Below are 22,298 nucleotides of genomic sequence, written 5' to 3'. Positions count from 1 at the left end.
TTGCGCGCGGCGGGTTTTCGTGCTGGGCATTTGTTTTGACCTACCTCCATGAGGTAGGTACGCTCTGACCTTGTGCCTGGGGTGTGCCCTGGGCTCCCGCGCGCGCTTCAGACCCGCGGTGAGCCGAGAAGTCCACACCGCGATCCGCGCCTCTCTCACCTCGGTGGAAGTGTGCAGGATCCGACACACCCGACCGCGTGGGTCGGCAAAGTTCCAGGTTAGCTTCACTACACGGCACACAGAAACCGGAGAAGTAGTGCCTACGATCCAGCAGCTGGTCCGTAAGGGCCGGCAGGACAAGGTCGAGAAGACAAAGACTCCCGCGCTCGAGGCTTCGCCCCAGCGTCGTGGTGTCTGCACGCGTGTGTTCACGACCACCCCGAAGAAGCCGAACTCGGCGCTCCGTAAGGTCGCGCGTGTGCGTCTGACCTCCGGCATCGAGGTCACCGCTTACATTCCGGGTGAGGGACACAACCTGCAGGAGCACTCGATCGTGCTCGTGCGTGGTGGCCGTGTGAAGGACCTGCCGGGTGTTCGTTACAAGATCATCCGCGGTGCGCTTGACACCCAGGCTGTCAAGAACCGCAAGCAGGCCCGCAGCCGCTACGGCGCCAAGAAGGAGAAGTAAGAATGCCTCGTAAGGGCCCCGCCCCGAAGCGCCCGGTCATCATCGACCCGGTCTACGCATCTCCTCTGGTGACCTCGCTCATCAACAAGATCCTCCTGAACGGCAAGCGCTCCACCGCCGAGCGCATCGTCTACGGCGCCATGGAAGGCCTCCGCGAGAAGACCGGCAACGACCCGGTCATCACGCTGAAGCGCGCGCTGGAGAACGTCAAGCCGTCCCTCGAGGTCAAGTCCCGCCGTGTCGGTGGCGCGACCTACCAGGTCCCCGTCGAGGTCAAGCCGGGTCGCCAGTCGACCCTGGCCCTCCGCTGGCTCGTGGGCTACTCCCGCGCCCGTCGTGAGAAGACCATGACCGAGCGCCTCATGAACGAGCTGCTCGACGCCTCCAACGGTCTTGGCGCTGCCGTCAAGAAGCGCGAGGACACGCACAAGATGGCCGAGTCCAACAAGGCCTTCGCGCACTACCGCTGGTAGTCCCACCCCACATCGAGACCGAGAGAAGACCGAAGCCTTATGGCTACCACTTCGCTTGACCTGGCCAAGGTCCGCAACATCGGGATCATGGCCCACATCGACGCGGGCAAGACGACCACCACCGAGCGCATCCTGTTCTACACCGGTGTGTCGTACAAGATCGGTGAGGTCCACGACGGCGCCGCCACGATGGACTGGATGGAGCAGGAGCAGGAGCGTGGTATCACCATCACGTCTGCCGCCACCACCTGCCACTGGCCGCTCGAAGATGTTGACCACACCATCAACATCATCGACACCCCGGGTCACGTCGACTTCACCGTCGAGGTGGAGCGTTCGCTCCGCGTCCTCGACGGCGCCGTCACCGTCTTCGACGGTGTGGCCGGCGTCGAGCCGCAGTCCGAGACCGTTTGGCGTCAGGCGGACCGCTACGGCGTCCCGCGCATCTGCTTCGTCAACAAGCTCGACCGCACCGGCGCCGAGTTCCACCGCTGCGTCGACATGATCAAGGACCGCCTCGGTGCGGTTCCGATCGTCATGCAGCTCCCGATCGGTGCCGAGGCCGACTTCCAGGGCGTCGTCGACCTCGTTCGCATGAAGGCGCTCGTCTGGTCCGCCGAGGCGACCAAGGGCGAGATGTACGACATCGTCGACATCCCGGCCAGCCACACCGAGACCGCTGAAGAGTGGCGCGGCAAGCTGGTCGAGACCGTCGCCGAGAACGACGACGAGATCATGGAGCTCTTCCTCAACGGCGACGAGCCGACCGAGGAGCAGCTGCACGCCGCTGTCCGTCGCATCATCCTCGGCTCCGGCAAGGGCAAGGGCGAGCCCACGATCACCGCGGTGTTCTGTGGCACGGCGTTCAAGAACAAGGGTGTTCAGCCCCTGCTCGACGCCGTCGTCCGCTACCTGCCGTCGCCGCTGGACATCGAGGCCATCGAGGGCCACGACGTCCGCGACGCCGAGACGGTCGTGAAGCGCAAGCCGTCCGACGAGGAGCCCCTCGCCGCGCTCGCCTTCAAGATCATGAGCGACCCGCACCTCGGTAAGCTCACCTTCGTCCGGGTTTACTCGGGCCGCCTGGAGGCCGGCACTGCGGTGCTGAACTCCGTCAAGGGCAAGAAGGAGCGCATCGGCAAGATCTACCGCATGCACGCGAACAAGCGTGAGGAGATCGACTCGGTGGGCGCCGGCGACATCGTCGCCGTGATGGGCCTGAAGCAGACCACCACCGGTGAGACGCTGTGCGACGACAAGCAGCCCGTGATCCTGGAGTCCATGGACTTCCCGGCTCCGGTCATCCAGGTCGCCATCGAGCCCAAGTCCAAGGGTGACCAGGAGAAGCTGGGTGTCGCCATCCAGCGTCTCGCGGAGGAGGACCCCTCCTTCCACGTTCACTCGGACGAGGAGACGGGCCAGACCATCCTCGGCGGTATGGGCGAGCTGCACCTCGAGGTGCTGGTCGACCGTATGAAGCGCGAGTTCAAGGTCGAGGCCAACGTCGGCAAGCCGCAGGTCGCGTACCGCGAGACGATCCGCAAGGCCGTCGAGCGTCACGACTACACCCACAAGAAGCAGACCGGTGGTACCGGTCAGTTCGCCAAGGTGCAGATCGCGATCGAGCCCATCACCGAGGCCGACGGCCCGGCGTACGAGTTCGTGAACAAGGTCACCGGTGGTCGTGTGCCGAAGGAGTACATCCCTTCGGTGGACGCGGGTGCGCAGGAGGCCATGCAGTTCGGCATCCTCGCCGGCTACGAGATGACGGGCGTCCGCGTCACGCTTCTCGACGGTGGCTACCACGAGGTCGACTCCTCCGAGCTCGCCTTCAAGATCGCCGGTTCGCAGGCCTTCAAGGAGGCCGCGCGCAAGGCTTCGCCCGTTCTGCTCGAGCCGATGATGGCCGTTGAGGTCACCACGCCCGAGGAGTCCATGGGCGATGTCATCGGTGACATCAACTCCCGCCGTGGCCAGATTCAGGCCATGGAGGACCGTCACGGAGCCAAGATCGTCAAGGGCCTCGTGCCCCTGTCGGAGATGTTCGGCTACGTCGGCGACCTCCGCAGCAAGACCTCGGGTCGCGCCAGCTACTCGATGCAGTTCGACTCCTACGCCGAGGTTCCCCGGAACGTCGCCGAGGAGATCATCGCGAAGGCCAAGGGCGAGTAACTCTTCCGAGTACACGCTTTAGGCTTGTCACCGGCAGCCTCTGGGGCAACAGGAGCCACTCCCGTTGCCCCGGGGACCGGCCGGCTTTCCAGCAAAGATCACCTGGCGCCGATCTGTAAGGCGTACAGAACCACTCTCCAGGAGGACCCCCGTGGCGAAGGCGAAGTTCGAGCGGACTAAGCCGCACGTCAACATCGGCACCATCGGTCACATTGACCACGGTAAGACGACCCTCACGGCCGCCATTACCAAGGTGCTGCACGACGCGTACCCGGACCTGAACGAGGCCTCGGCCTTCGACCAGATCGACAAGGCTCCTGAGGAGCGCCAGCGCGGTATCACCATCTCCATCGCGCACGTCGAGTACCAGACCGAGGCGCGTCACTACGCCCACGTCGACTGCCCGGGTCACGCGGACTACATCAAGAACATGATCACCGGTGCCGCGCAGATGGACGGCGCGATCCTCGTGGTCGCCGCCACCGACGGCCCGATGCCGCAGACCAAGGAGCACGTGCTCCTGGCCCGCCAGGTCGGCGTCCCCTACATCGTCGTCGCCCTGAACAAGGCCGACATGGTGGACGACGAGGAGATCCTGGAGCTCGTCGAGCTCGAGGTCCGTGAGCTCCTCTCCGAGTACGAGTTCCCGGGCGACGACCTGCCGGTCGTCCGCGTCTCCGCGCTGAAGGCGCTCGAGGGCGACAAGGAGTGGGGCGAGAAGCTCCTCGGCCTCATGTCCGCCGTCGACGAGGCCATCCCGACCCCGCCGCGTGACACCGAGAAGCCGTTCCTCATGCCCGTCGAGGACGTCTTCACGATCACCGGTCGCGGTACGGTCGTCACCGGCCGTATCGAGCGTGGTGTCCTGAAGGTCAACGAGACCGTCGACATCATCGGTATCAAGGAAGAGAAGACCACCACCACGGTCACCGGTATCGAGATGTTCCGCAAGCTGCTCGACGAGGGCCAGGCCGGTGAGAACGTCGGTCTGCTCCTCCGTGGCATCAAGCGCGAGGACGTCGAGCGCGGCCAGGTCATCATCAAGCCCGGTTCGGTCACCCCGCACACCGAGTTCGAGGCCCAGGCCTACATCCTGTCGAAGGACGAGGGTGGCCGTCACACCCCGTTCTTCAACAACTACCGTCCGCAGTTCTACTTCCGTACCACGGACGTCACGGGTGTCGTCACCCTGCCGGCCGGCACGGAGATGGTCATGCCGGGCGACAACACCGAGATGTCGGTCGCGCTGATCCAGCCGGTCGCCATGGAGGAGGGCCTGAAGTTCGCCATCCGTGAGGGTGGTCGTACCGTGGGCGCCGGCCAGGTCACCAAGATCACGAAGTAATTCGTGTTCTGACCTGGTAGCTCGTTCGACGAGCACCTAGTTGCACTGGAGGGCCCCGGCCCATCGCTTCGGCGGTGGGGCGGGGCCCTTCGGCATTCCACCCCCGGCATTCCACCCCCGGCATCGGGCCCGGGTACGCAAGAGGGCCGCACCCCCGTCCGGGGTGCGGCCCTCTGTCGTGAGTGCGGCAGCCGGTCAGCTCACGCGGAGCGACTCGGTGAACTCGAGGCAGGCGGCGTGGTCCGGGAGCAGCCCGGTGGCGATGGCCTCGGCCAGGGACGGGGCGGCCTCGTCGCGCGCGGACAGCTGCGGGACGTCGGCCGGCCACTCGATGCCCAGGTCCGGGTCGAGCGGGTGCACGGAGTGCTCGCCGGTCGGGTTGTACGTCTCCGAGCAGAGGTACGACAGGGTCGCGTCGTCGGTCAGGGCGCAGAAGCCGTGGCCGAGGCCCTCGGGGATGTAGACGGCGCGGCGGTCGACGTCGTCGAGGCGGACGCCCTCCCACTTGCCGAAGGTGGGGGAGCCCACCCGCAGGTCGACGATGACGTCGAGCACGGCGCCCCGTACGCAGGTCACGTACTTGGCCTGGCCGCGCGGAACGTCGGCGAAGTGGATGCCGCGGACCACGCCGGCGGCCGAGACGGAGAGGTTCGCCTGCGCCAGGTTCAGCGGGTGGCCGACGACCTCCGCCAGGCGGTCGAAGCGGTACCACTCGGTGAACAGGCCGCGCGGGTCGCCGTGCAGCTGCGGGGTCACCTCGAAGGCGCCCGCGATGGAGAGTTCGCGGAACTTCACTTGCCCTCCTCCTCGTCGAGCAGGGCCAGCAGGTAGGTGCCGTAACCGCTCTTGGTCAGCGGCTCGGCGAGCGCGCGGAGCTGGGCCGAGTCGATCAGGCCGGCCCGCCAGGCCGCCTCCTCGATGCAGCCGATCTTGAAGCCCTGGCGCTCCTCGATCACGCGGACGAACTCGGAGGCCTGGACCATCGAGACGAAGGTGCCGGTGTCGAGCCAGGCGGTACCGCGGTCCAGGATCGTGACGTTGAGCTCGCCGGCCTGGAGGTAGGCGTCGTTGACGGCGGTGATCTCCAGCTCGCCGCGGGCGCTGGGCTTGAGGCCCTTGGCTATCTCCACGACCTGGTTGTCGTAGAAGTACAGACCGGGCACCGCGTAGCGGGACTTGGGCTTGACCGGCTTCTCCTCGATGGAGATGGCCTGGCCCTTCTCGTCGAACTCCACGACGCCGTAGGCGGTCGGGTCCGCCACCGGGTACGCGAACACGCGGCCGCCCTTGGCGTCGGTGTGCTGGGCGAGGCGGGTGCCGAGGCCACTGCCGTGGAAGATGTTGTCGCCGAGGATCAGCGCGACGGACTCGTCGCCGATGAAGTCGGCGCCGAGCACGAACGCCTGGGCGATGCCCTCCGGACGCTCCTGGACGGCGTACTCCAGCCGCAGTCCGAACTGCGAACCGTCGCCGAGCAGGCGCTCGAACTGGTCACGGTCTTCAGGGGTGGTGATGATCAGGATCTCGCTGATGCCCGCCATCACCAGGGTGGAGAGCGGGTAGTAGATCATCGGCTTGTCGAAGACGGGCAGCAGCTGCTTCGAGACGGCCCGAGTCAGCGGCCAGAGTCGCGATCCGGTGCCACCGGCCAAAAGGATTCCACGCATGGGTGAACCCTATGCGAGAGGGCCGGGGCGGTCCGACCGTCCGGCGTGTGACGTTCGGCAGGCGGCTAGACTCTTCGTATTATGCGCATCCTCGTGACCGGCGGCGCCGGCTTCATCGGTTCAGAATTCGTCCGCCAGCAGCTCGGTGCTGACGCCACGGCGCAGATCACCGTCTTCGACAAGCTGACCTACTCGGGCGTCGAGGCCAACCTCGCCCCGGTGGCGGACCACTCCGGATACCGCTTCGTCAAGGGCGACATCTGCGACGCCGAGGCCGTCGACCAGGTGATGGCCGGCCACGACGTGGTCGTGCACTTCGCCGCCGAGTCCCACGTGGACCGTTCGATCGCCGGTGCGGGCCCCTTCGTCATGACGAACGTCGTCGGCACCCAGGTGCTGCTGGACGCCGCCCGCAAGCACGGCGTCGGCCGCTTCGTCCACATCTCCACGGACGAGGTCTACGGCTCGATCAGCGAGGGCTCCTGGACCGAGGAGTGGCCGCTGGTGCCCAACTCCCCGTACTCCGCCTCCAAGGCGTCCTCCGACCTGCTGGCGCTGGCGTACGCGCGCACCCACGGCATGGACGTGGTGGTCACCCGCTGCTCCAACAACTACGGGCACTACCAGTTCCCGGAGAAGGTCATCCCGCTGTTCGTCTCGAACCTGATGGACGGCAAGAAGGTCCCGCTGTACGGCAACGGCGGCAACGTCCGCGACTGGCTGCACGTCTCCGACCACTGCCGCGGCATCGACCTGGCCATGCGCAAGGGCCGCGCCGGCGAGGTCTACAACATCGGCGGCGGCACCGAGCTCACCAACAAGGAGCTCACCGGCGTGCTGCTGGAGGCCGCGGGCCTCGGCTGGGACATGGTCGAGCACGTCGAGGACCGCAAGGGCCACGACCTGCGCTACTCCATCGACATCAGCAAGATCGGCGCCGAGCTGGGCTACGCGCCCCAGGTCACCTTCGAGGACGGCATCAAGGCCACCATCGACTGGTACCGCGAGAACCGCGCCTGGTGGGAGCCGCTGAAGGCGAAGGCGGCCCTGCAGAAGTGAGCACCAACTCGTCGGCCGGGCGCTGGCTCGTCACCGGCGCCGGCGGGATGCTCGGCCAGGACGTCCTGACCGTGCTGAAGCGCGCGAAGATCGAGGCCGTGGGCCTGACCCGCGCCGACCTCGACATCGCCGACGCGGCGGCCGTCCGGGCCGCCGTCGAGGGCGCCACCGTGGTCGTGAACTGCGCCGCCTGGACGGACGTCGACGGCGCCGAGATCGCCGAGGAGGCCGCGACCGCCGTCAACGGCACCGCCGTGCGCGTCCTCGCCGAGGCGTGCGCCGCCGCCCACGTGCGCCTGATCCACGTCTCCACCGACTACGTGCTGCCCGGCGACGCCTCGGAGCCCTACCGCGAGGACGCCGAGACCGGCCCGGTCAACGCCTACGGGCGTTCCAAGCTCGTCGGCGAGCAGGCCGTCACCGAACTGCTGCCGCAGGACGGCTACGTCGTACGGACCGCCTGGCTGTACGGCGAGCACGGGCCGAACTTCGTCGCCACCATGCTGAAGCTGGCCGCCCAGCGCGACACCCTCGACGTCGTCGACGACCAGCACGGACAGCCCACCTGGTCCTACGCGCTGGCCCGCCACCTGGTCGACCTCGGCCTGGCCGCCCTCAAGGGCTGGGCCAAGGGCGGGATCTACCACGGCACCGCGAGCGGCCGCACCACCTGGATGGGGCTGGCCCGCGAGACCTACCGGCTGAGCGGTCTGGACCCCGAGCGGATCCGGCCGACCACCTCGGAGGCCTTCGTCCGCCCCGCCGTCCGCCCCGCCTTCAGCGTGCTCGCGCACGACGCGTGGCAGGAAGAGGCCGGACTGGAACCGCTGCCCGACTGGCGCGAACAGCTGGCCCGGGCGCTGGCCACCCCCGGCTTCGCCGCCCTCGCGAAGGCGGCCCGGGACGGCCGCGCGGGATGAAAGCCCTGCTGAACAAGCTGACCGCGGCGCTGCCGCCGGGCACCGTCGCGGTGGCCGGCGGCACCGTCGTGCTCGGTGCCGCCTCCTACGTGCACCTGGGCGTGGCCGGGCACAGCCTGTCGACGGAAGCCCTGGCGAACGTCTCGGTGCTCTGGACCATCGTCATGTCCATCGGCATCGGCGTCTTCTTCCCCATCGAGCAGGAGCTCACCCGGATCGTCTCCGCCCGGGCGGTCCTGGGCCACGGCGCCGCCCCGGTGCTGCGCCGCGCCACCCTCCTCACCGGCGGGATCCTCGGCGCCACCCTGCTGGTCCTCGGCCTCGCCGCCGGCCCCATCGCCGACCTGCTCTTCCACGGGGACCGCGCCCTGGTGGCCGCGCTCGGCGGCGCCTTCACCGGCATGGCCGTCTGCTACCTCACCCGCGGTGTGCTGGCGGGCCTCGGCCGCTTCGGCGCGTACGGCACCCAGCTCGCCGTCGACGGCGGGCTGCGCATCCTCCTCGCCTTCGGGTGCGCCCTGTTCGGGCTGCACTCGGCACTGGCCTTCAGCCTCATCCTGGGCGTCGCACCCGTCGTCGCGACGCTGGTGACGCTGCCCGCGCTGCTGCGCGCGGTCGGGCCCGGCGAGCCGATCGCCTGGCGGGAGCTCTCGGGCGGCCTCGGCCTGCTCGTCTGCGCGACGCTGCTGTCCCAACTGGTCGTGAACGCGGCCGTGATGAGCACCAAGCTGCTGGCCCCGTCCGACAGCGCCCTGATCGCCTCGCTGCTCAGCGCCCTGGTCCTGGCGCGCGTGCCGCTCTTCGTCTTCGGCTCGCTGCAGGCCTCGCTGCTCAGCGGCCTGACCGCCGCCTTCACCGCCGGCGACCGCGCGGCCTTCTGGGCGATGCTGCGCCGCATCGCCCTGGTCGTCGGAGCGCTGGGCCTGCTCGGCGGCGTGCCCGCCACGGCCCTCGGCCCCTGGCTCATCGAGGTCCTCTTCGGCATCGAGGACCCGGTACTGGGGCACTTCGACTTCTTCCTGCTGTCCGCGGGCACCGTGGCATACATGTTCGCGATGGTCCTGGGACAGGCGCTCATGGTATTCAAGCGGCACAACCTGCAGTTGCTCTGCTGGGCCCTCGGTACCGCGGTCCTGCTGGGCACCACCCTGATCCCGGGCGAGGTGGCCGTGCGCGTGATCGTCGCCTACGCCCTGGGCTCGACCGCCACCGTGCTCGCTATGCTGGCAGCCCTCAGGCTGAGCTTCCCCGGAGCCGCGGCCGCAGCCGGTGAAGCACCCCGGCAGATGACCGAAGCCGGCGCCCCGGGCGTGGGAGCGGTCGGAAGATGACCATGCCGGCCCAAGACGTCACACCGATCACCGTGCACTCGTACGTGCCACATTCCGCTGGAGCTACCGTGTCCCAATACGACGATGTCTGGCTGGTCATACCGGCCTATAACGAGGGCCAGGTGATCGCCGACGTGGTCGAGGGGGCCCGCAAGACGTTCCCCAACATCGTCGTCGTCGACGACGGCAGCACCGACGACTCGGCCGAGCACATAGCCACCACGGGCGCCCACCTGGTCCGCCACCCGGTCAACCTCGGCCAGGGTGCCGCCCTCCAGACCGGTCTGAAGTACGCGCTCTCCCAGCCCGGTTCCCGCTACTTCGCGACCTTCGACGCCGACGGCCAGCACCAGACCAAGGACGTCGAGACGATGGTCGGCGTGCTGCGGCGCGACGAGGCCGACGTGGTGCTCGGCTCCCGCTTCATCGAGCAGAACGGCCAGGTGCCGTGGATCAAGCAGGTCGTGCTGCGCACGGCCGCCGCCGTCAGCCCCACCGCCCGCAAGCTCAAGCTCACCGACGCGCACAACGGGCTGCGCGTCCTGAGCCGCAAGGCCGCCGAGCAGCTGAACATCACGATGAACGGCATGGCGCACGCGTCCGAGCTCGTCGGTTTCCTCGCCGGCTCCGACCTGCGGGTCACCGAGGTCCCGGTGGACATCCTCTACACCGAATACTCGCGCTCCAAGGGCCAGTCCCTCATCAACGGCGTGAACATCATCTTTGACATTTCGCTGCGGGAGCGTGGGCGTCGATGAAGTACTTCTGGATCCAGCTCGTCCTGATCGTCGGCTCCGTGTCGATGGCCCTGGTCTTCATCCGCACGTGGAGCCAGGCGAAGAACCGGGCCTGGAAGCGCATCGCGTTCTCCCTGTTCGTCGTCGTCAACGTCTACGCGGTGCTCCGCCCGACGGACGTGACGTGGCTGGCCCACCAGCTCGGCGTCGGCCGCGGCACCGACCTGGTGCTGTACGTGATGGTCCTCGCGATGGGCTTCCTCACGCTCAACACCTTCCTGCGGTTCCGCTCCCTGGAGAAGAAGATCACCGACCTCGCCCGGACGGTGGCCATCAACGAGGGCATGCGGCACAACGACGAGCGCCTGAGCGCCGAGCCCCTCGCCGCCGGCAGCGACGCCCACGTCAAGGCGGACGCCGACTCCGACTCCGTGAAGGCCTGACGCTCCATGGTGACCTTCGACTTCATGCTCCCCTACTACGGGGACGTGCAGCTGATGCAGGACGCCGTGCGCAGCGTCCTGGCCCAGACGGACCGGGACTTCCGCCTCGTCGTCATCGACGACGGCAAGGAGCCCGACGTACCGGGCTGGTTCGCCGCGCTCGGCGACGACCGCGTGCACTACACGCGCAACGAGCAGAACCTCGGGATCACCAAGAACTTCCAGAAGTGCGTGCGGCTCTCCGAGGCCGACTACGTGGTCATCATGGGCTGCGACGACGTGCTGCACCCGCACTACCTGGAGACCGTCCGCTCGATCATCGGGGAACGCCCGGGCATCGGCATGGTCCAGCCCGGCGTCGAGGTCATCGACGGCACCGGCCAGGTGACCCAGGGCCTGGCCGACAACACCAAGAAGCGGCTGTACGCACCGCAGGTGAAGGGACGCCGCCTGATGGGCGGCGAGGAGCTGGCCGCCAGCGTGCTGCGCGGCAACTGGCTCTACTTCCCCTCGATCGCCTGGCGCGGAGAGGTGCTGCGCAAGGTGAACTTCCGCGACGACTACTCGGTGATCCAGGACCTCGCGCTCGTCGTCGACCTGCTCGAAGCCGGGGAGGAGATGGTCATCGACAACTCGACGACCGTCTTCCAGTACCGCCGGCACGCCGTCAGCGAGTCGTCGGTCCAGGCCTTCTCCGGGACCCGCTTCGCCGAGGCCGAGCGCTACTTCTCCGCCGTGGCCGACCGCATGGACGCCCGCGGCTGGCCGAAGGCGGCCCGCGCGGCCCGCTTCCACAGCGCCTCCCGGCTGCACGCGCTGACGATGCTCCCCGGAGCCCTGCGCAGCGGCAACAAGGCGGGTGCCCGCACGCTGGCCAAGCACGCCTTCACCTCCGGCCAGAACTGATCAGACTCCGCCACCACGAAACGGACCGAGATGACACACCTGGCCCCCGAGGCGGTCGGCGAAGCCGGCGCCCCGGACCGGCGTCCTGGCGAACCGGCGAAGGCCGGGGGCCGCCCGTCCCCCTCACGGGGCGAGGGGTGGCTCTCCCGCCGGTGGGTGCTGGTCCTGGCCGAGGTGGTCGTCAGCGTCGGGGCGGCTCTCGGATACACGCTGCTGAGCCGGCACATCGGCGTCAACCCGATGAACCGCATCGGCCAGGTCAGCGGACTCGCCAGGCTCCAGCTGCACGCGGCCGTCATCGGGCTTCCGCTGCTCGGACTGCTGCTCTACACGGCCTACCGGGGCCCGGACCGGCGCCATCAGGTCGTCAAGCGGCTGGTCTGCGGCGCCCTGGCGGGGCTCGCCACCGGCATCGTGGCCGGCGGCATCGTCGTCGCGCTGCGCGGCACCCCGCACCCGCTGGGCGGCCAGGAGGGCGACCCGAGCGTCCTGGTGGAGATGGCCAACTCGTTCCTGTCGGGCGAGGGCATGTCGGGCATCTACCCGCCCGCGTTCCCGGCGCTGATGGCCCTGTGGGCCAAGGTCCGCTACGACGGCCTCGGCAGCGCGGGCTTCGCCCTGCACGACCTCCAGATCATCTGCAGCGCCCTGGTCGGCCCGATGGCGTACCTGGCGTGGCGCCTGCTGCTCCGCCCCTTCTGGGCGCTGCTGATCGCGGTCCCGGCGGCCGTGCTCTTCCTCGACCCGGTCCGCCCGTACAGCCACGTCGTGATGGTCGTGCTGCTGCCGCTCCTCGGGTACTGCTTCCGCGAGCTGCGCCGGTCGGCCGGCCGCACCCCGAAGTCCCTGGTGCTGCGGGGCGCGGCCCTCGGCGCGGTCTTCGGCGTGCTCTTCCTCTGGTACTCGGGCTGGTTCGTCTGGGCCGCGCCCGGCGCCGCCGTGCTCTTCTTCTTCCTCTTCCCGTGGCGGGCCGGCGCCCCCGCGGTGAAGCGGGCGGCGCTGTTCGTCGGGTCGGTGCTGGTCACCGCCGGGATCATCGGCGCCCCGCTGCTCTACCAGATGGCGCGGCTGGGATCGCAGACCCCGGACCGGTACGCCTACCTCGGGGTGTACGCGGACCCCGGCTACGTCCTGGGCTGGATCTCCGACCGGACGGGCTACATCAAGTACAACCAGTGGCCGGTCTCCGGGGAGATGGCGGGCCAGACCGGTTTCGCGCTGCTGCTGATCCTCGGCGTGGGCCTCGGTGTCGGCCTGGGCCTGCGGAACATCATGGTCCGCACCGCCGCGGCGGTCCTCGCGGGCGCCTGGCTCGCCCGCTTCTGGTTCGCCTCGAACATGGAGCACGACAAGGCGGTCCAGCTCTTCCCGCGGACCACCTGGATCATCATGTACTCGCTGATGATCCTGGCCGTGCTCGGCGTGATGGCGGCGGTCCAGCGGGGCTCGGGCTGGACCGAGCGGACCCTGCGCCCGGCCTCCGCCGCCCCGTCGGCGCGGGTGATCCCGCGCCGGACGATCCGTCAGCTCTCGGCCGGCATGGTGTGCGCGGTCGCGCTGTTCGCCACCATGGGCGCCTCCTGGTCGGTCAACCGCTACATGCCGACGCACGAGGACACCGACCTCATGGGCCTCGACGCCTGGCGCGCGCACAACATCAAACTGCCCAACGGCACGTGCCCGCGCTTCGCACCGACCAAGAGCTGCGAGGACCTCCAGGTCAAGCTGTGGAAGCAGTTCAAGGACGACGGCGAGATCTGGTGCGCCAACATCGTGGCCAAGGACTGGCCCGCGATCTGCGGCCGCAAGGCGCCATTCAAGGACAAGTCGGTCGAATAGCACTCGCGTGCGACTCGGCTGCGACGCGCATCACGCCCGCACCCCCCATCCCGCCCTGATCGGCCGTCACACCGGCCAGTAGGATCCCGTCGGCCAGTGCTCTCACCTGGCGGGTTCTCTATAGGGGTTGGGGACAACTTGAAACTAGGTCGTGCGCGCGGGACGGCTCTGGCCGCCGCGCTCGGCGTCGTGGCGGTCCTGGGCATACAGGGCGTCGCAAACGGCACGGGCGGTTCCGACGAGGGCGAGGTGTCGCCCTACAGCGCCCGCGCCCGCGAGAAGGGACCGGTCGAGGGGGAGGTGCACAAGCTCGCCCTCAAGCCCAAGGGCCAGGGCGAGGCCGTCCTCTCCCAGCGGGAGACCGAGCCGTTCGGGCTCCTCGGCGTCTCCTGGACCGACCCCGAGGCCGAGGTGAAGGGCAAGATCGAGGCCCGCACCCGTGACGCCGACAGCGGCAAGTGGTCGAAGTGGGTCGTGCTGGAGCAGGCCGAGTCCGGCCTCGACGGCAAGCGCCCGGGCCTGCGCGGCGCCACCGAGCCCGTCTGGGTCGGCCCGTCCGACGGCGCCGAGGTCCGGGTGACCGGGGGCGGCACGCTGCCCGCCGGTATGGAGCTGAACCTGGTGGACCCGGGTGCCGGCGCCGCGAAGGCCAAGAAGAACGACCTGGGCCTCGGCCCGGCCGCCTTCTCCCTCCCCGCCGCGGACCCCGCGCCGACGACGCCGGGACCGGAATCGACCGCCCCGCGGCCTGACGTGGTCTCCCGCGTGCAGTGGGGCGCGGACGAGTCCCTGAACAACGAGGGCCCGATCTACCTGCCCGGCGGGAAGATCAAGACCGTCTTCGTCCACCACACCGCGGCAACCACCCCGTACGAGTGCTCCGAGTCCGCGGCCATCGTCCGCGGTCTGCACGTCTACCACGTGAAGACCAACGGCTGGCGCGACCTCGGCTACAACTTCCTCGTCGACAAGTGCGGCAACCTCTTCGAGGGCCGCCAGGGCGGCGTGGACCAGCCCGTCCAGGGCGCCCACACCTACGGCTGGAACGCCGAGTCGACGAGCGTCTCCGTCCTCGGTGACTACACCAACGGCGGCGCCTCCGCCGCCGCGCTCGAAGGCATCTCCAAGGTCGCGGCGTACAAGCTCGGCCAGTACGACGGCGACATGAACGGCACCGCGACGCTGACCGCGGGCGACACGCAGAAGAACTACTCCGGCACCTCCTTCACCAAGGGGCAGCAGTACCAGTTCAAGTCGCTCTCGGGGCACCGCGACGGCTTCAACACCCAGTGCCCGGGCAACTCGCTCTACCCGCAGCTCGAAGCGCTCCGCCAGACGGGCCCCGCGGCCCAGCTGAAGATCGCCTCGGTGAACGGCGCGACGGCCGCGCCGGGCGCCACGCTCCCGAGCGGCGCCGCCCTCACCGTCGACTGGACCACCAGCACGGCCACGGGCCGGCTGGCCAAGTTCGAGCTCCTCGTGGACGGCGAGGCCACCGCGGTCACCGACGGCGCGGGCCGCAAGGCGACCGCCGTCGTGACCGACGGCAAGCACGAGGTCCGGGTCCGGGCGACCGCCGCGAACGGCAAGGTCTCCACGAGCCTCGCGGTCACCGTCGAGGCGGACGTCAAGGGCGCCAAGTTCGTCCCCCTGACCCCGAAGCGGCTGATGGACACCCGCGAGGGCCTCGGCGTCCGCAAGGGCCCGGTCGGCAGCGGCGAAGTGGTCACCCTGCCCGTGGCCGCGGCCACCGGCGGCACGCCCACCGCGGTGGTGCTGAACGTGACGGCGACCAACCCCACGCAGCCCAGCTTCGTGTCGGTCTACCCGAACGGCACGACCCGCTCCAGCGCGTCGAACCTGAACTTCACCCCGGGCAGGACGATCCCCAACCTGGTGGTCGTGCCGGTCGTCAACGGGAGCGTCAGCTTCTACAACAACCAGGGCACCGTCGACCTGATCGCGGACATCACCGGCTACTTCACCTCGACCGGTGACGGCGCCACGCAGACCAACTTCGGCCCGAAGCGCCTGATGGACACCCGTACGGGCACCGGCGTCCCGGCCGCCCCGGTCGGCACCGGCGGCGTGGTCACCCTGCCCGTCGCCGGCGTCGACGGCATCCCGGCCACCGGCGTCAAGGCCGTCGTGCTGAACGTGACGGCGACGAACCCGACGCAGCCCAGCTTCGTGTCGGTCTACCCGAGCGGCACCACCCGCTCCAGCGCGTCGAACCTGAACTTCACCCCCGGCCAGACGATCCCCAACCTGGTGGTCGTGCCCGTCGTGGACGGCAAGGTCAGCTTCTACAACAACCAGGGCACCGTCGACCTGATCGCGGACATCACCGGCTACTTCTCGGACAGCGACACGGGCGCCACGCACGCGAACTTCGGTCCGAAGCGCCTGATGGACACCCGCACGGGCACCGGCGTCCGCCAGGGCCCGGTCACCGGAGGCGGCGTCGTGACCCTCCCCGTCGCGGGCATCGGCGGCGTCCCGGCCGACGGGATCAAGGCCGTGGTGCTGAACGTGACCGCGACGAACCCGACCGAGGCCAGCTTCGTGTCGGTGTTCCCGAGCGGCACCACCCGCACGAGCGCGTCGAACCTGAACTTCACCCCCGGCCTCACCATCCCCAACCTGGTGGTCGTGCCCGTGGTGGACGGCAAGGTCAGCTTCTACAACAACTCCGGATCCGTGGACCTCATCGCGGACATCACGGGGTACTTCCGCTAGGGCGCGACCACGCCTTCGCGCAGGTGAGGGGCTCCGCACCGGAGGGTGCGGGGCCCCTCGCGCATGTCCGGCAGACAAGGGGAGGACAGGACATGGGGAACAACGACCACGACAGACCGGGCATCTCCGACGAGGAGTGGGCGCGGTTCATGGAGCAGGCCGCCCAGGGGGCGGGGGACGCACCGAAGGAGCCCTCGGCTCGGGCCCGCATGGTGACCGAGCGGCTGCGCGCCACCCGGGGGCAGGAGCCGGCCGGCTGGCGCACCGGCCCCGCACCGCGGGAGCGCCGCCGCCCGGGCCGGATCAAGGCCGCCCTGGCCGTCCTCGGCATCGCGGGGCTGGCGCTGATCGCCGTACGGCCCGAGCTGGTGATCGACCGGATCACGGGCAAGGCCGCGGCCCGCGAGGAGGCCGCGAAGGCGGGCCCACTGGCCCCCGAGACCGCCCGGCCCAGCGCCCCGCCGCCGTCGCCGCCGCCGGACCGGCCGACGCTCCAGGAGCCCTTCCGCGGCTCCCCGGCCCTGCAGTGGGCGGACGGTGAGGCCGGCATCGAGGTACCGGAGGCCACCGGCGTCGGCGGGGTGCCCGCGGAGAGGATCGCGGAGGCCCTCCGCAACGCCAAGGCCTTCCTGGTCGCGGCCAACCTGGACCCGGCGGCACTGAAGGGCGCGCGCCCCGAGGCGGCCCTGGCGCTGCTGGAGCCCCGGGCCACCGAGACGTCCGAGCACCTGGAGAAGTCCCTGGCGAAGCCCGGCAGGGACCAGGACCCCCTGAGCCTGTTCACCCGGTACGACCCCGCCGAGGTCAAGCCCGTCGGCGAGGTGGTCAAGGTCCGCGGGCGCATGTGGGTGGAAGCCGGCAAGGAGGCGGGCCAGGCCGACGTCCGGCTCGACTACTCGTTCGTGTACCCGCTGGTCAAGGCCTCGCCCGGCGCGGACCAGGTCGAGCGGACCATCGTCCGCCGCGAGATCGCCTTCACGGTCGCCGACCCGCGCAAGTGGCAGGTCACCGCCGGCCGGCTCACCCTCGCCGAGCACCGCGTCGACCTCGCCAACAGCGCCTGCGAGGTGTACGACGGCTACGTGCACCCCGGCTTCGACGCCGACCCGGCGGCCGGACCCACGCCCTCCGGGCCCCCGAAGGACCCGTACGACCGGAGCAAGGCCATCGAGGCGGGCAGCCGGGCCGACTGCGGCACGCTCTCGCGCACCTGAGGCGGCCGGGGGAGGGGCCCCGCCGCGCGAAGGGCGCGGCGCAGTTTGACCACTCAGCGTGGCGGGGTATTCTCTTCGGCCCGATTGGCCAGGTACGTGTCTCGTATGGCAGACTACTCAAGTTGCTCGGCTGAGTGCCGATGCTGCGCGCCTCCCGCCGGGAGGACCGGAAGCGAGTCCCACAGTACTCGTCGTCCTTAATCTGCCTCTCGGGGCAGCAATGGGGACGGACGTACGGGAATCTTCTGGGAAGTGTCAGCACGGTGCCCACCAGGCACTCGGTGGGTGTTTCTCCCCCGAATCGCGGTCATGGGACCGCACCCCCTTGGACGAGGGAATTTCCGTATGGGAATTTTCTGTGGAGGGAGTGCGACACGCCCGACCGCGTGGGTCGGAGGAGAGGCCGCGGGACCCCGTCCCGCAGCCGACCGGGAGCCAGAGCGTTTCCACACAGAGACAGGACTACGGAGTAGCCATGGCGGGACAGAAGATCCGCATCCGGCTCAAGGCCTACGACCACGAGGTCATCGACTCCTCGGCGAAGAAGATCGTCGAGACGGTGACCCGCACTGGTGCGTCGGTCGCGGGCCCGGTGCCGCTGCCCACTGAGAAGAACGTGTACTGCGTCATCAAGTCGCCGCACAAGTACAAGGACTCGCGCGAGCACTTCGAGATGCGCACGCACAAGCGCCTGATCGACATCCTCGACCCGACGCCCAAGACCGTTGACTCGCTGATGCGCCTGGACCTTCCGGCCGGCGTTGACATCGAGATCAAGCTCTGAGAGGCGTCGAGAAGATGGCAAAGCAGATCAAGGGCGTCCTGGGCGAGAAGCTCGGCATGACCCAGGTCTGGGACGAGAACAACCGTGTCGTCCCGGTGACCGTGGTCAAGGCCGGACCCTGCGTCGTTACCCAGGTCCGTACGAACGACATCGACGGCTACGAGTCGGTCCAGATCGCCTTCGGCGAGATCGACCCGCGCAAGGTGAACAAGCCCCTCAAGGGCCACTTCGCCAAGGCCGACGTGACCCCCCGCCGCCACCTGGTGGAGCTCCGCACCTCCGACGCCAGCGAGTACACGCTCGGCCAGGAGATCACTGCTGAGGTGTTCGAGTCCGGCGTCAAGGTTGACGTCACGGGCAACAGCAAGGGCAAGGGCTTCGCCGGTGTCATGAAGCGGCACAACTTCCGGGGCCTCGGCGCCGGTCACGGTGTGCAGCGCAAGCACCGCTCCCCCGGTTCGATCGGTGGCTGCGCCACCCCTGGGCGTGTCTTCAAGGGCATGCGCATGGCCGGTCGCATGGGTAACGAGCGCGTCACCACCCAGAACCTGACCATCCACGCGGTAGACGCGGAGAAGGGTCTGCTCCTCATCAAGGGCGCAGTCCCCGGTCCGAACGGCGGCCTCGTCCTGGTCCGTACCGCGGCCAAGGGGGCTTGAGGTTAATGAGCACCATTGACATCCTTTCGCCGGCAGGCGACAAGGCCGGTACCGTCGAGCTCCCCGCGGAGATCTTCGACGCGAAGACCAGCGTTCCGCTGATCCACCAGGTCGTCGTCGCCCAGCTGGCAGCTGCCCGTCAGGGCACGCACAAGACCAAGACCCGTGGCGAAGTCCGTGGTGGTGGCAAGAAGCCTTACCGCCAGAAGGGCACCGGCCGCGCCCGTCAGGGTTCGACCCGCGCTCCGCAGTTCGCCGGCGGTGGCGTCGTCCACGGCCCGCAGCCGCGTGACTACTCGCAGCGGACCCCCAAGAAGATGAAGGTCGCCGCCCTCCGCGGTGCCCTCTCGGACCGTGCGCGTCACTCCCGCATCCACGTCGTCACCGGCGTGGTCGAGGGTGCCGCCTCCACGAAGGCCGCCAAGACGCTGTTCGGCAAGATCTCGGAGCGCAAGAACCTGCTCCTGGTCGTCGAGCGTGCCGACGAGGCCGCGTGGCTGTCCGCCCGCAACCTGCCCCAGGTTCACATCCTGGAGCCGGGCCAGCTGAACACGTACGACGTGATCGTCTCTGACGACGTGGTCTTCACTCAGGCCGCGCTCGAGTCCTTCGTGTCTGGCCCCAAGGCCGACGAGACCGAAGGGAGCGACGCCTGATGTCTGAGGCGACCGTTACCAGCAAGACCTTCACCGACCCGCGCGACCTGCTGATCAAGCCGGTCGTCTCGGAGAAGAGCTACGCGCTGCTGGACGAGAACAAGTACACGTTCATCGTCGCGCCCGGCGCCAACAAGACCCAGATCAAGCAGGCCGTCGAGGCGGTCTTCTCGGTCAAGGTCACCGGGGTCAACACGATCAACCGTCAGGGTAAGCGCAAGCGCACCAAGACCGGTTTCGGCAAGCGCGCCAACACCAAGCGCGCCATCGTGACCCTTGCCGAGGGCAACCGTATCGACATCTTCGGCGGCCAGGCCTCCTAACGGAGGTCTAGTCGTCCGGAATCGGACGAGGACTGAGAAATGGGTATCCGCAAGTACAAGCCGACGACCCCGGGCCGTCGTGGCTCCAGCGTCGCCGACTTTGTCGAGATCACGCGGTCCACGCCGGAGAAGTCGCTGGTCCGCCCCCTGCACAGCAAGGGCGGCCGTAACAACACCGGTCGTGTGACCGTTCGCCACCAGGGTGGTGGCCACAAGCGCGCCTACCGCGTGATCGACTTCCGTCGTCACGACAAGGACGGCGTGCCGGCCAAGGTCGCGCACATCGAGTACGACCCCAACCGCACCGCGCGCATCGCGCTGCTGCACTACGCCGACGGCGAGAAGCGCTACATCATCGCGCCGCGCGGTCTGCAGCAGGGTGACCGGATCGAGAACGGCCCCACGGCCGACATCAAGCCGGGCAACAACCTCGCGCTCCGCAACATCCCGGTCGGTACCACGATCCACGCGATCGAGCTCCGCCCCGGTGGCGGCGCCAAGTTCGCGCGTTCCGCTGGTGCCTCCGTGCAGCTGCTGGCGAAGGAGGGCGTCATGGCCCACCTCCGCATGCCGTCCGGTGAGATCCGTCTCGTCGACGCGCGCTGCCGCGCCACGGTCGGCGAGGTCGGCAACGCCGAGCAGTCGAACATCAACTGGGGCAAGGCCGGCCGCATGCGCTGGAAGGGCGTTCGCCCCTCCGTCCGCGGTGTCGCGATGAACCCGGTTGACCACCCGCACGGTGGTGGTGAGGGCAAGACCAGTGGTGGCCGCCACCCGGTCTCCCCGTGGGGTCAGAAGGAGGGTCGTACTCGTTCGCCGAAGAAGGCTTCGAACAAGTACATCGTCCGCCGCCGCAAGACGAACAAGAAGCGCTAGGAGCGGGTTTAGATGCCGCGCAGTCTCAAGAAGGGGCCCTTCGTCGACGACCACCTCGTAAAGAAGGTGGACGCCCAGAACGAAGCCGGCACCAAGAACGTCATCAAGACCTGGTCCCGTCGCTCGATGATCATCCCCAGCATGCTGGGTCACACCATCGCGGTGCACAACGGCAAGACCCACGTCCCGGTGTTCGTCACCGAGTCGATGGTCGGCCACAAGCTCGGCGAGTTCTCGCCGACTCGCACCTTCCGCGGCCACGTCAAGGACGACCGGAAGTCGAAGCGCCGCTAAAGGCGGGGTGGTTACGACTATGACTTACACCGAAGGGACAACCATGGAAGCCAGGGCCCAGGCGCGGTACATCCGCGTCACGCCCATGAAGGCCCGCCGCGTGGTGGACCTTATCCGTGGCATGGATGCCACGGAGGCTCAGGCGGTCCTGCGTTTCGCCCCGCAGGCCGCGAGCGTGCCGGTCGGCAAGGTGCTGGACAGCGCCATTGCCAACGCCGCACACAACTACAACCACCCGGACGCCTCCACGCTGGTCATCAGCGAGGCGTACGTGGACGAGGGCCCGACCCTGAAGCGGTTCCGTCCGCGTGCCCAGGGCCGTGCCTACCGGATCCGCAAGCGGACCAGCCACATCACCGTGGTCGTCAGCAGCAAGGAAGGTTCCCGGTAATGGGCCAGAAGGTAAACCCGCACGGGTTCCGGCTCGGCATCACCACGGACTTCAAGTCCCGTTGGTACGCCGACAAGCTGTACAAGGACTACGTCAAGGAAGACGTCGCCATCCGTCGGATGATGACGTCCGGCATGGAGCGCGCCGGCATCTCGAAGGTTGAGATCGAGCGCACCCGTGACCGCGTGCGTGTGGACATCCACACCGCTCGTCCGGGCATCGTCATCGGCCGCCGTGGCGCCGAGGCCGACCGCATCCGCGGTGACCTCGAGAAGCTCACGGGCAAGCAGGTCCAGCTGAACATCCTCGAGGTCAAGAACCCCGAGCTCGACGCTCAGCTGGTTGCCCAGGCCGTGGCCGAGCAGCTCTCCTCCCGCGTCTCCTTCCGTCGTGCCATGCGCAAGAGCATGCAGGGCACCATGAAGGCCGGCGCCAAGGGCATCAAGATCCAGTGTGGCGGCCGTCTCGGCGGCGCCGAGATGTCCCGCTCCGAGTTCTACCGCGAGGGTCGTGTGCCGCTGCACACGCTGCGCGCGAACGTGGACTACGGCTTCTTCGAGGCCAAGACCACCTTCGGCCGTATCGGTGTGAAGGTCTGGATCTACAAGGGCGACGTCAAGAACATCGCCGAGGTTCGCGCCGAGAACGCTGCGGCCCGTGCGGGTAACCGCCCGGCCCGTGGTGCCGGCGCTGGCGACCGTCCCGCCGGCCGTGGTGGCCGTGGTGGCGAGCGCGGCGGCCGTGGTGGCCGCAAGCCGCAGCAGGCTGCTGGTGCCGAGGCCCCCAAGGCCGACGCTCCCGCCGCCGCTCCGGCTGAGAGCACCGGAACGGAGGCCTGACCG

At 68.9% G+C, this 22,298-nt stretch carries 23 protein-coding genes; 21 read left to right on the top strand and 2 right to left on the bottom strand.

The window, feature by feature from the left end:
• The first annotated feature begins 256 nt into the window (after positions 1-256).
• From rpsL to tuf, 4 genes are all read left to right on the top strand, one after another.
• Positions 257-628, top strand: a complete 372-nt coding sequence (rpsL, locus tag AB0O53_RS16340) for a 30S ribosomal protein S12 (protein ID WP_007265893.1) — start codon at positions 257-259, stop codon at positions 626-628.
• Positions 629-630: 2 nt separating this feature from the next.
• Positions 631-1,101 (top strand): 30S ribosomal protein S7, encoded by a 471-nt coding sequence (gene rpsG, locus AB0O53_RS16335; RefSeq protein ID WP_007265894.1) that lies wholly within the window; start codon positions 631-633, stop codon positions 1,099-1,101.
• Between the two features lie 39 nt (positions 1,102-1,140).
• The gene (gene fusA / locus AB0O53_RS16330) at positions 1,141-3,273 is read left to right on the top strand and encodes an elongation factor G (protein WP_030026471.1); all 2,133 of its coding nucleotides are present in this window, start codon (positions 1,141-1,143) and stop codon (positions 3,271-3,273) included.
• Positions 3,274-3,424: 151 nt separating this feature from the next.
• Positions 3,425-4,618 carry an elongation factor Tu gene (tuf, locus tag AB0O53_RS16325; protein ID WP_030653602.1) on the top strand — a complete coding sequence of 398 codons (1,194 nt, stop codon included), beginning with the start codon at positions 3,425-3,427 and terminating at the stop codon, positions 4,616-4,618.
• 195 nt (positions 4,619-4,813) lie between these two features.
• Here the strand turns inward: tuf and rfbC are convergent, their stop codons facing one another.
• Entirely contained in the window at positions 4,814-5,413 is a 600-nt protein-coding gene (gene rfbC, locus AB0O53_RS16320; protein WP_030653604.1) for a dTDP-4-dehydrorhamnose 3,5-epimerase, read from the bottom strand.
• Positions 5,410-6,285: a glucose-1-phosphate thymidylyltransferase RfbA gene (gene rfbA, locus AB0O53_RS16315; RefSeq protein WP_030026474.1), complete on the bottom strand. Its 876-nt coding sequence runs from the start codon at positions 6,283-6,285 to the stop codon at positions 5,410-5,412. The genes rfbC and rfbA overlap by 4 nt, the downstream gene beginning before the upstream one ends.
• A gap of 81 nt (positions 6,286-6,366) precedes the next feature.
• Here rfbA and rfbB point away from each other — a divergent pair, with 81 nt between their 5' ends.
• From rfbB to rpsC, 17 genes are all read left to right on the top strand, one after another.
• Positions 6,367-7,344, top strand: coding sequence for a dTDP-glucose 4,6-dehydratase (gene rfbB / locus AB0O53_RS16310; protein WP_350992859.1), 978 nt, complete (start codon positions 6,367-6,369; stop codon positions 7,342-7,344).
• The gene (rfbD, locus tag AB0O53_RS16305) at positions 7,341-8,264 is read left to right on the top strand and encodes a dTDP-4-dehydrorhamnose reductase (protein ID WP_434094384.1); all 924 of its coding nucleotides are present in this window, start codon (positions 7,341-7,343) and stop codon (positions 8,262-8,264) included. The genes rfbB and rfbD overlap by 4 nt, the downstream gene beginning before the upstream one ends.
• On the top strand, positions 8,261-9,595 hold the full coding sequence (locus tag AB0O53_RS16300; protein ID WP_350992857.1) for a lipopolysaccharide biosynthesis protein: 1,335 nt from the start codon (positions 8,261-8,263) through the stop codon (positions 9,593-9,595). Before rfbD ends, AB0O53_RS16300 begins: the two co-directional genes overlap by 4 nt.
• A 68-nt stretch (positions 9,596-9,663) precedes the next feature.
• Complete coding sequence (locus AB0O53_RS16295; RefSeq protein ID WP_030842670.1) at positions 9,664-10,353, top strand: glycosyltransferase family 2 protein; 690 nt, start codon at positions 9,664-9,666, stop codon at positions 10,351-10,353.
• The gene (locus AB0O53_RS16290) at positions 10,350-10,775 is read left to right on the top strand and encodes a DUF2304 domain-containing protein (RefSeq protein WP_350992855.1); all 426 of its coding nucleotides are present in this window, start codon (positions 10,350-10,352) and stop codon (positions 10,773-10,775) included. Before AB0O53_RS16295 ends, AB0O53_RS16290 begins: the two co-directional genes overlap by 4 nt.
• Positions 10,776-10,781: 6 nt before the next feature.
• Positions 10,782-11,681, top strand: a complete 900-nt coding sequence (locus tag AB0O53_RS16285; protein ID WP_350992854.1) for a glycosyltransferase family 2 protein — start codon at positions 10,782-10,784, stop codon at positions 11,679-11,681.
• 30 nt (positions 11,682-11,711) lie between these two features.
• Complete coding sequence (locus AB0O53_RS16280; protein ID WP_350992853.1) at positions 11,712-13,520, top strand: hypothetical protein; 1,809 nt, start codon at positions 11,712-11,714, stop codon at positions 13,518-13,520.
• Between the two features lie 138 nt (positions 13,521-13,658).
• A complete protein-coding gene (locus tag AB0O53_RS16275; RefSeq protein ID WP_350992851.1) occupies positions 13,659-16,259 on the top strand; it encodes a peptidoglycan recognition protein family protein in 2,601 nt (866 codons plus the stop codon).
• A gap of 92 nt (positions 16,260-16,351) precedes the next feature.
• On the top strand, positions 16,352-17,473 hold the full coding sequence (locus tag AB0O53_RS16270) for a hypothetical protein (RefSeq protein WP_350992849.1): 1,122 nt from the start codon (positions 16,352-16,354) through the stop codon (positions 17,471-17,473).
• Between the two features lie 475 nt (positions 17,474-17,948).
• Positions 17,949-18,257 carry a 30S ribosomal protein S10 gene (rpsJ, locus tag AB0O53_RS16265; RefSeq protein WP_003948644.1) on the top strand — a complete coding sequence of 103 codons (309 nt, stop codon included), beginning with the start codon at positions 17,949-17,951 and terminating at the stop codon, positions 18,255-18,257.
• Positions 18,258-18,271: 14 nt separating this feature from the next.
• Entirely contained in the window at positions 18,272-18,916 is a 645-nt protein-coding gene (rplC, locus tag AB0O53_RS16260) for a 50S ribosomal protein L3 (protein WP_007265899.1), read from the top strand.
• 5 nt (positions 18,917-18,921) lie between these two features.
• Complete coding sequence (gene rplD / locus AB0O53_RS16255; RefSeq protein ID WP_030026322.1) at positions 18,922-19,572, top strand: 50S ribosomal protein L4; 651 nt, start codon at positions 18,922-18,924, stop codon at positions 19,570-19,572.
• Positions 19,572-19,895, top strand: a complete 324-nt coding sequence (gene rplW, locus AB0O53_RS16250) for a 50S ribosomal protein L23 (RefSeq protein ID WP_007265901.1) — start codon at positions 19,572-19,574, stop codon at positions 19,893-19,895. Before rplD ends, rplW begins: the two co-directional genes overlap by 1 nt.
• A gap of 39 nt (positions 19,896-19,934) precedes the next feature.
• Positions 19,935-20,771, top strand: a complete 837-nt coding sequence (rplB, locus tag AB0O53_RS16245; protein WP_030026325.1) for a 50S ribosomal protein L2 — start codon at positions 19,935-19,937, stop codon at positions 20,769-20,771.
• Positions 20,772-20,783: 12 nt separating this feature from the next.
• A complete protein-coding gene (gene rpsS, locus AB0O53_RS16240) occupies positions 20,784-21,065 on the top strand; it encodes a 30S ribosomal protein S19 (RefSeq protein ID WP_007265903.1) in 282 nt (93 codons plus the stop codon).
• 43 nt (positions 21,066-21,108) lie between these two features.
• A complete protein-coding gene (rplV, locus tag AB0O53_RS16235) occupies positions 21,109-21,456 on the top strand; it encodes a 50S ribosomal protein L22 (protein WP_007265904.1) in 348 nt (115 codons plus the stop codon).
• A complete protein-coding gene (rpsC, locus tag AB0O53_RS16230; protein WP_007265905.1) occupies positions 21,456-22,295 on the top strand; it encodes a 30S ribosomal protein S3 in 840 nt (279 codons plus the stop codon). The genes rplV and rpsC overlap by 1 nt, the downstream gene beginning before the upstream one ends.
• The last annotated feature ends 3 nt before the right edge of the window (positions 22,296-22,298 follow it).

It is taken from the genome of Streptomyces erythrochromogenes, from assembly GCF_040684695.1.
Lineage (GTDB): Bacteria > Actinomycetota > Actinomycetes > Streptomycetales > Streptomycetaceae > Streptomyces > Streptomyces erythrochromogenes_C.
Note: the sequence above shows the minus strand (reverse complement) of the source record. Positions and strands in the feature narration are given on the sequence as shown.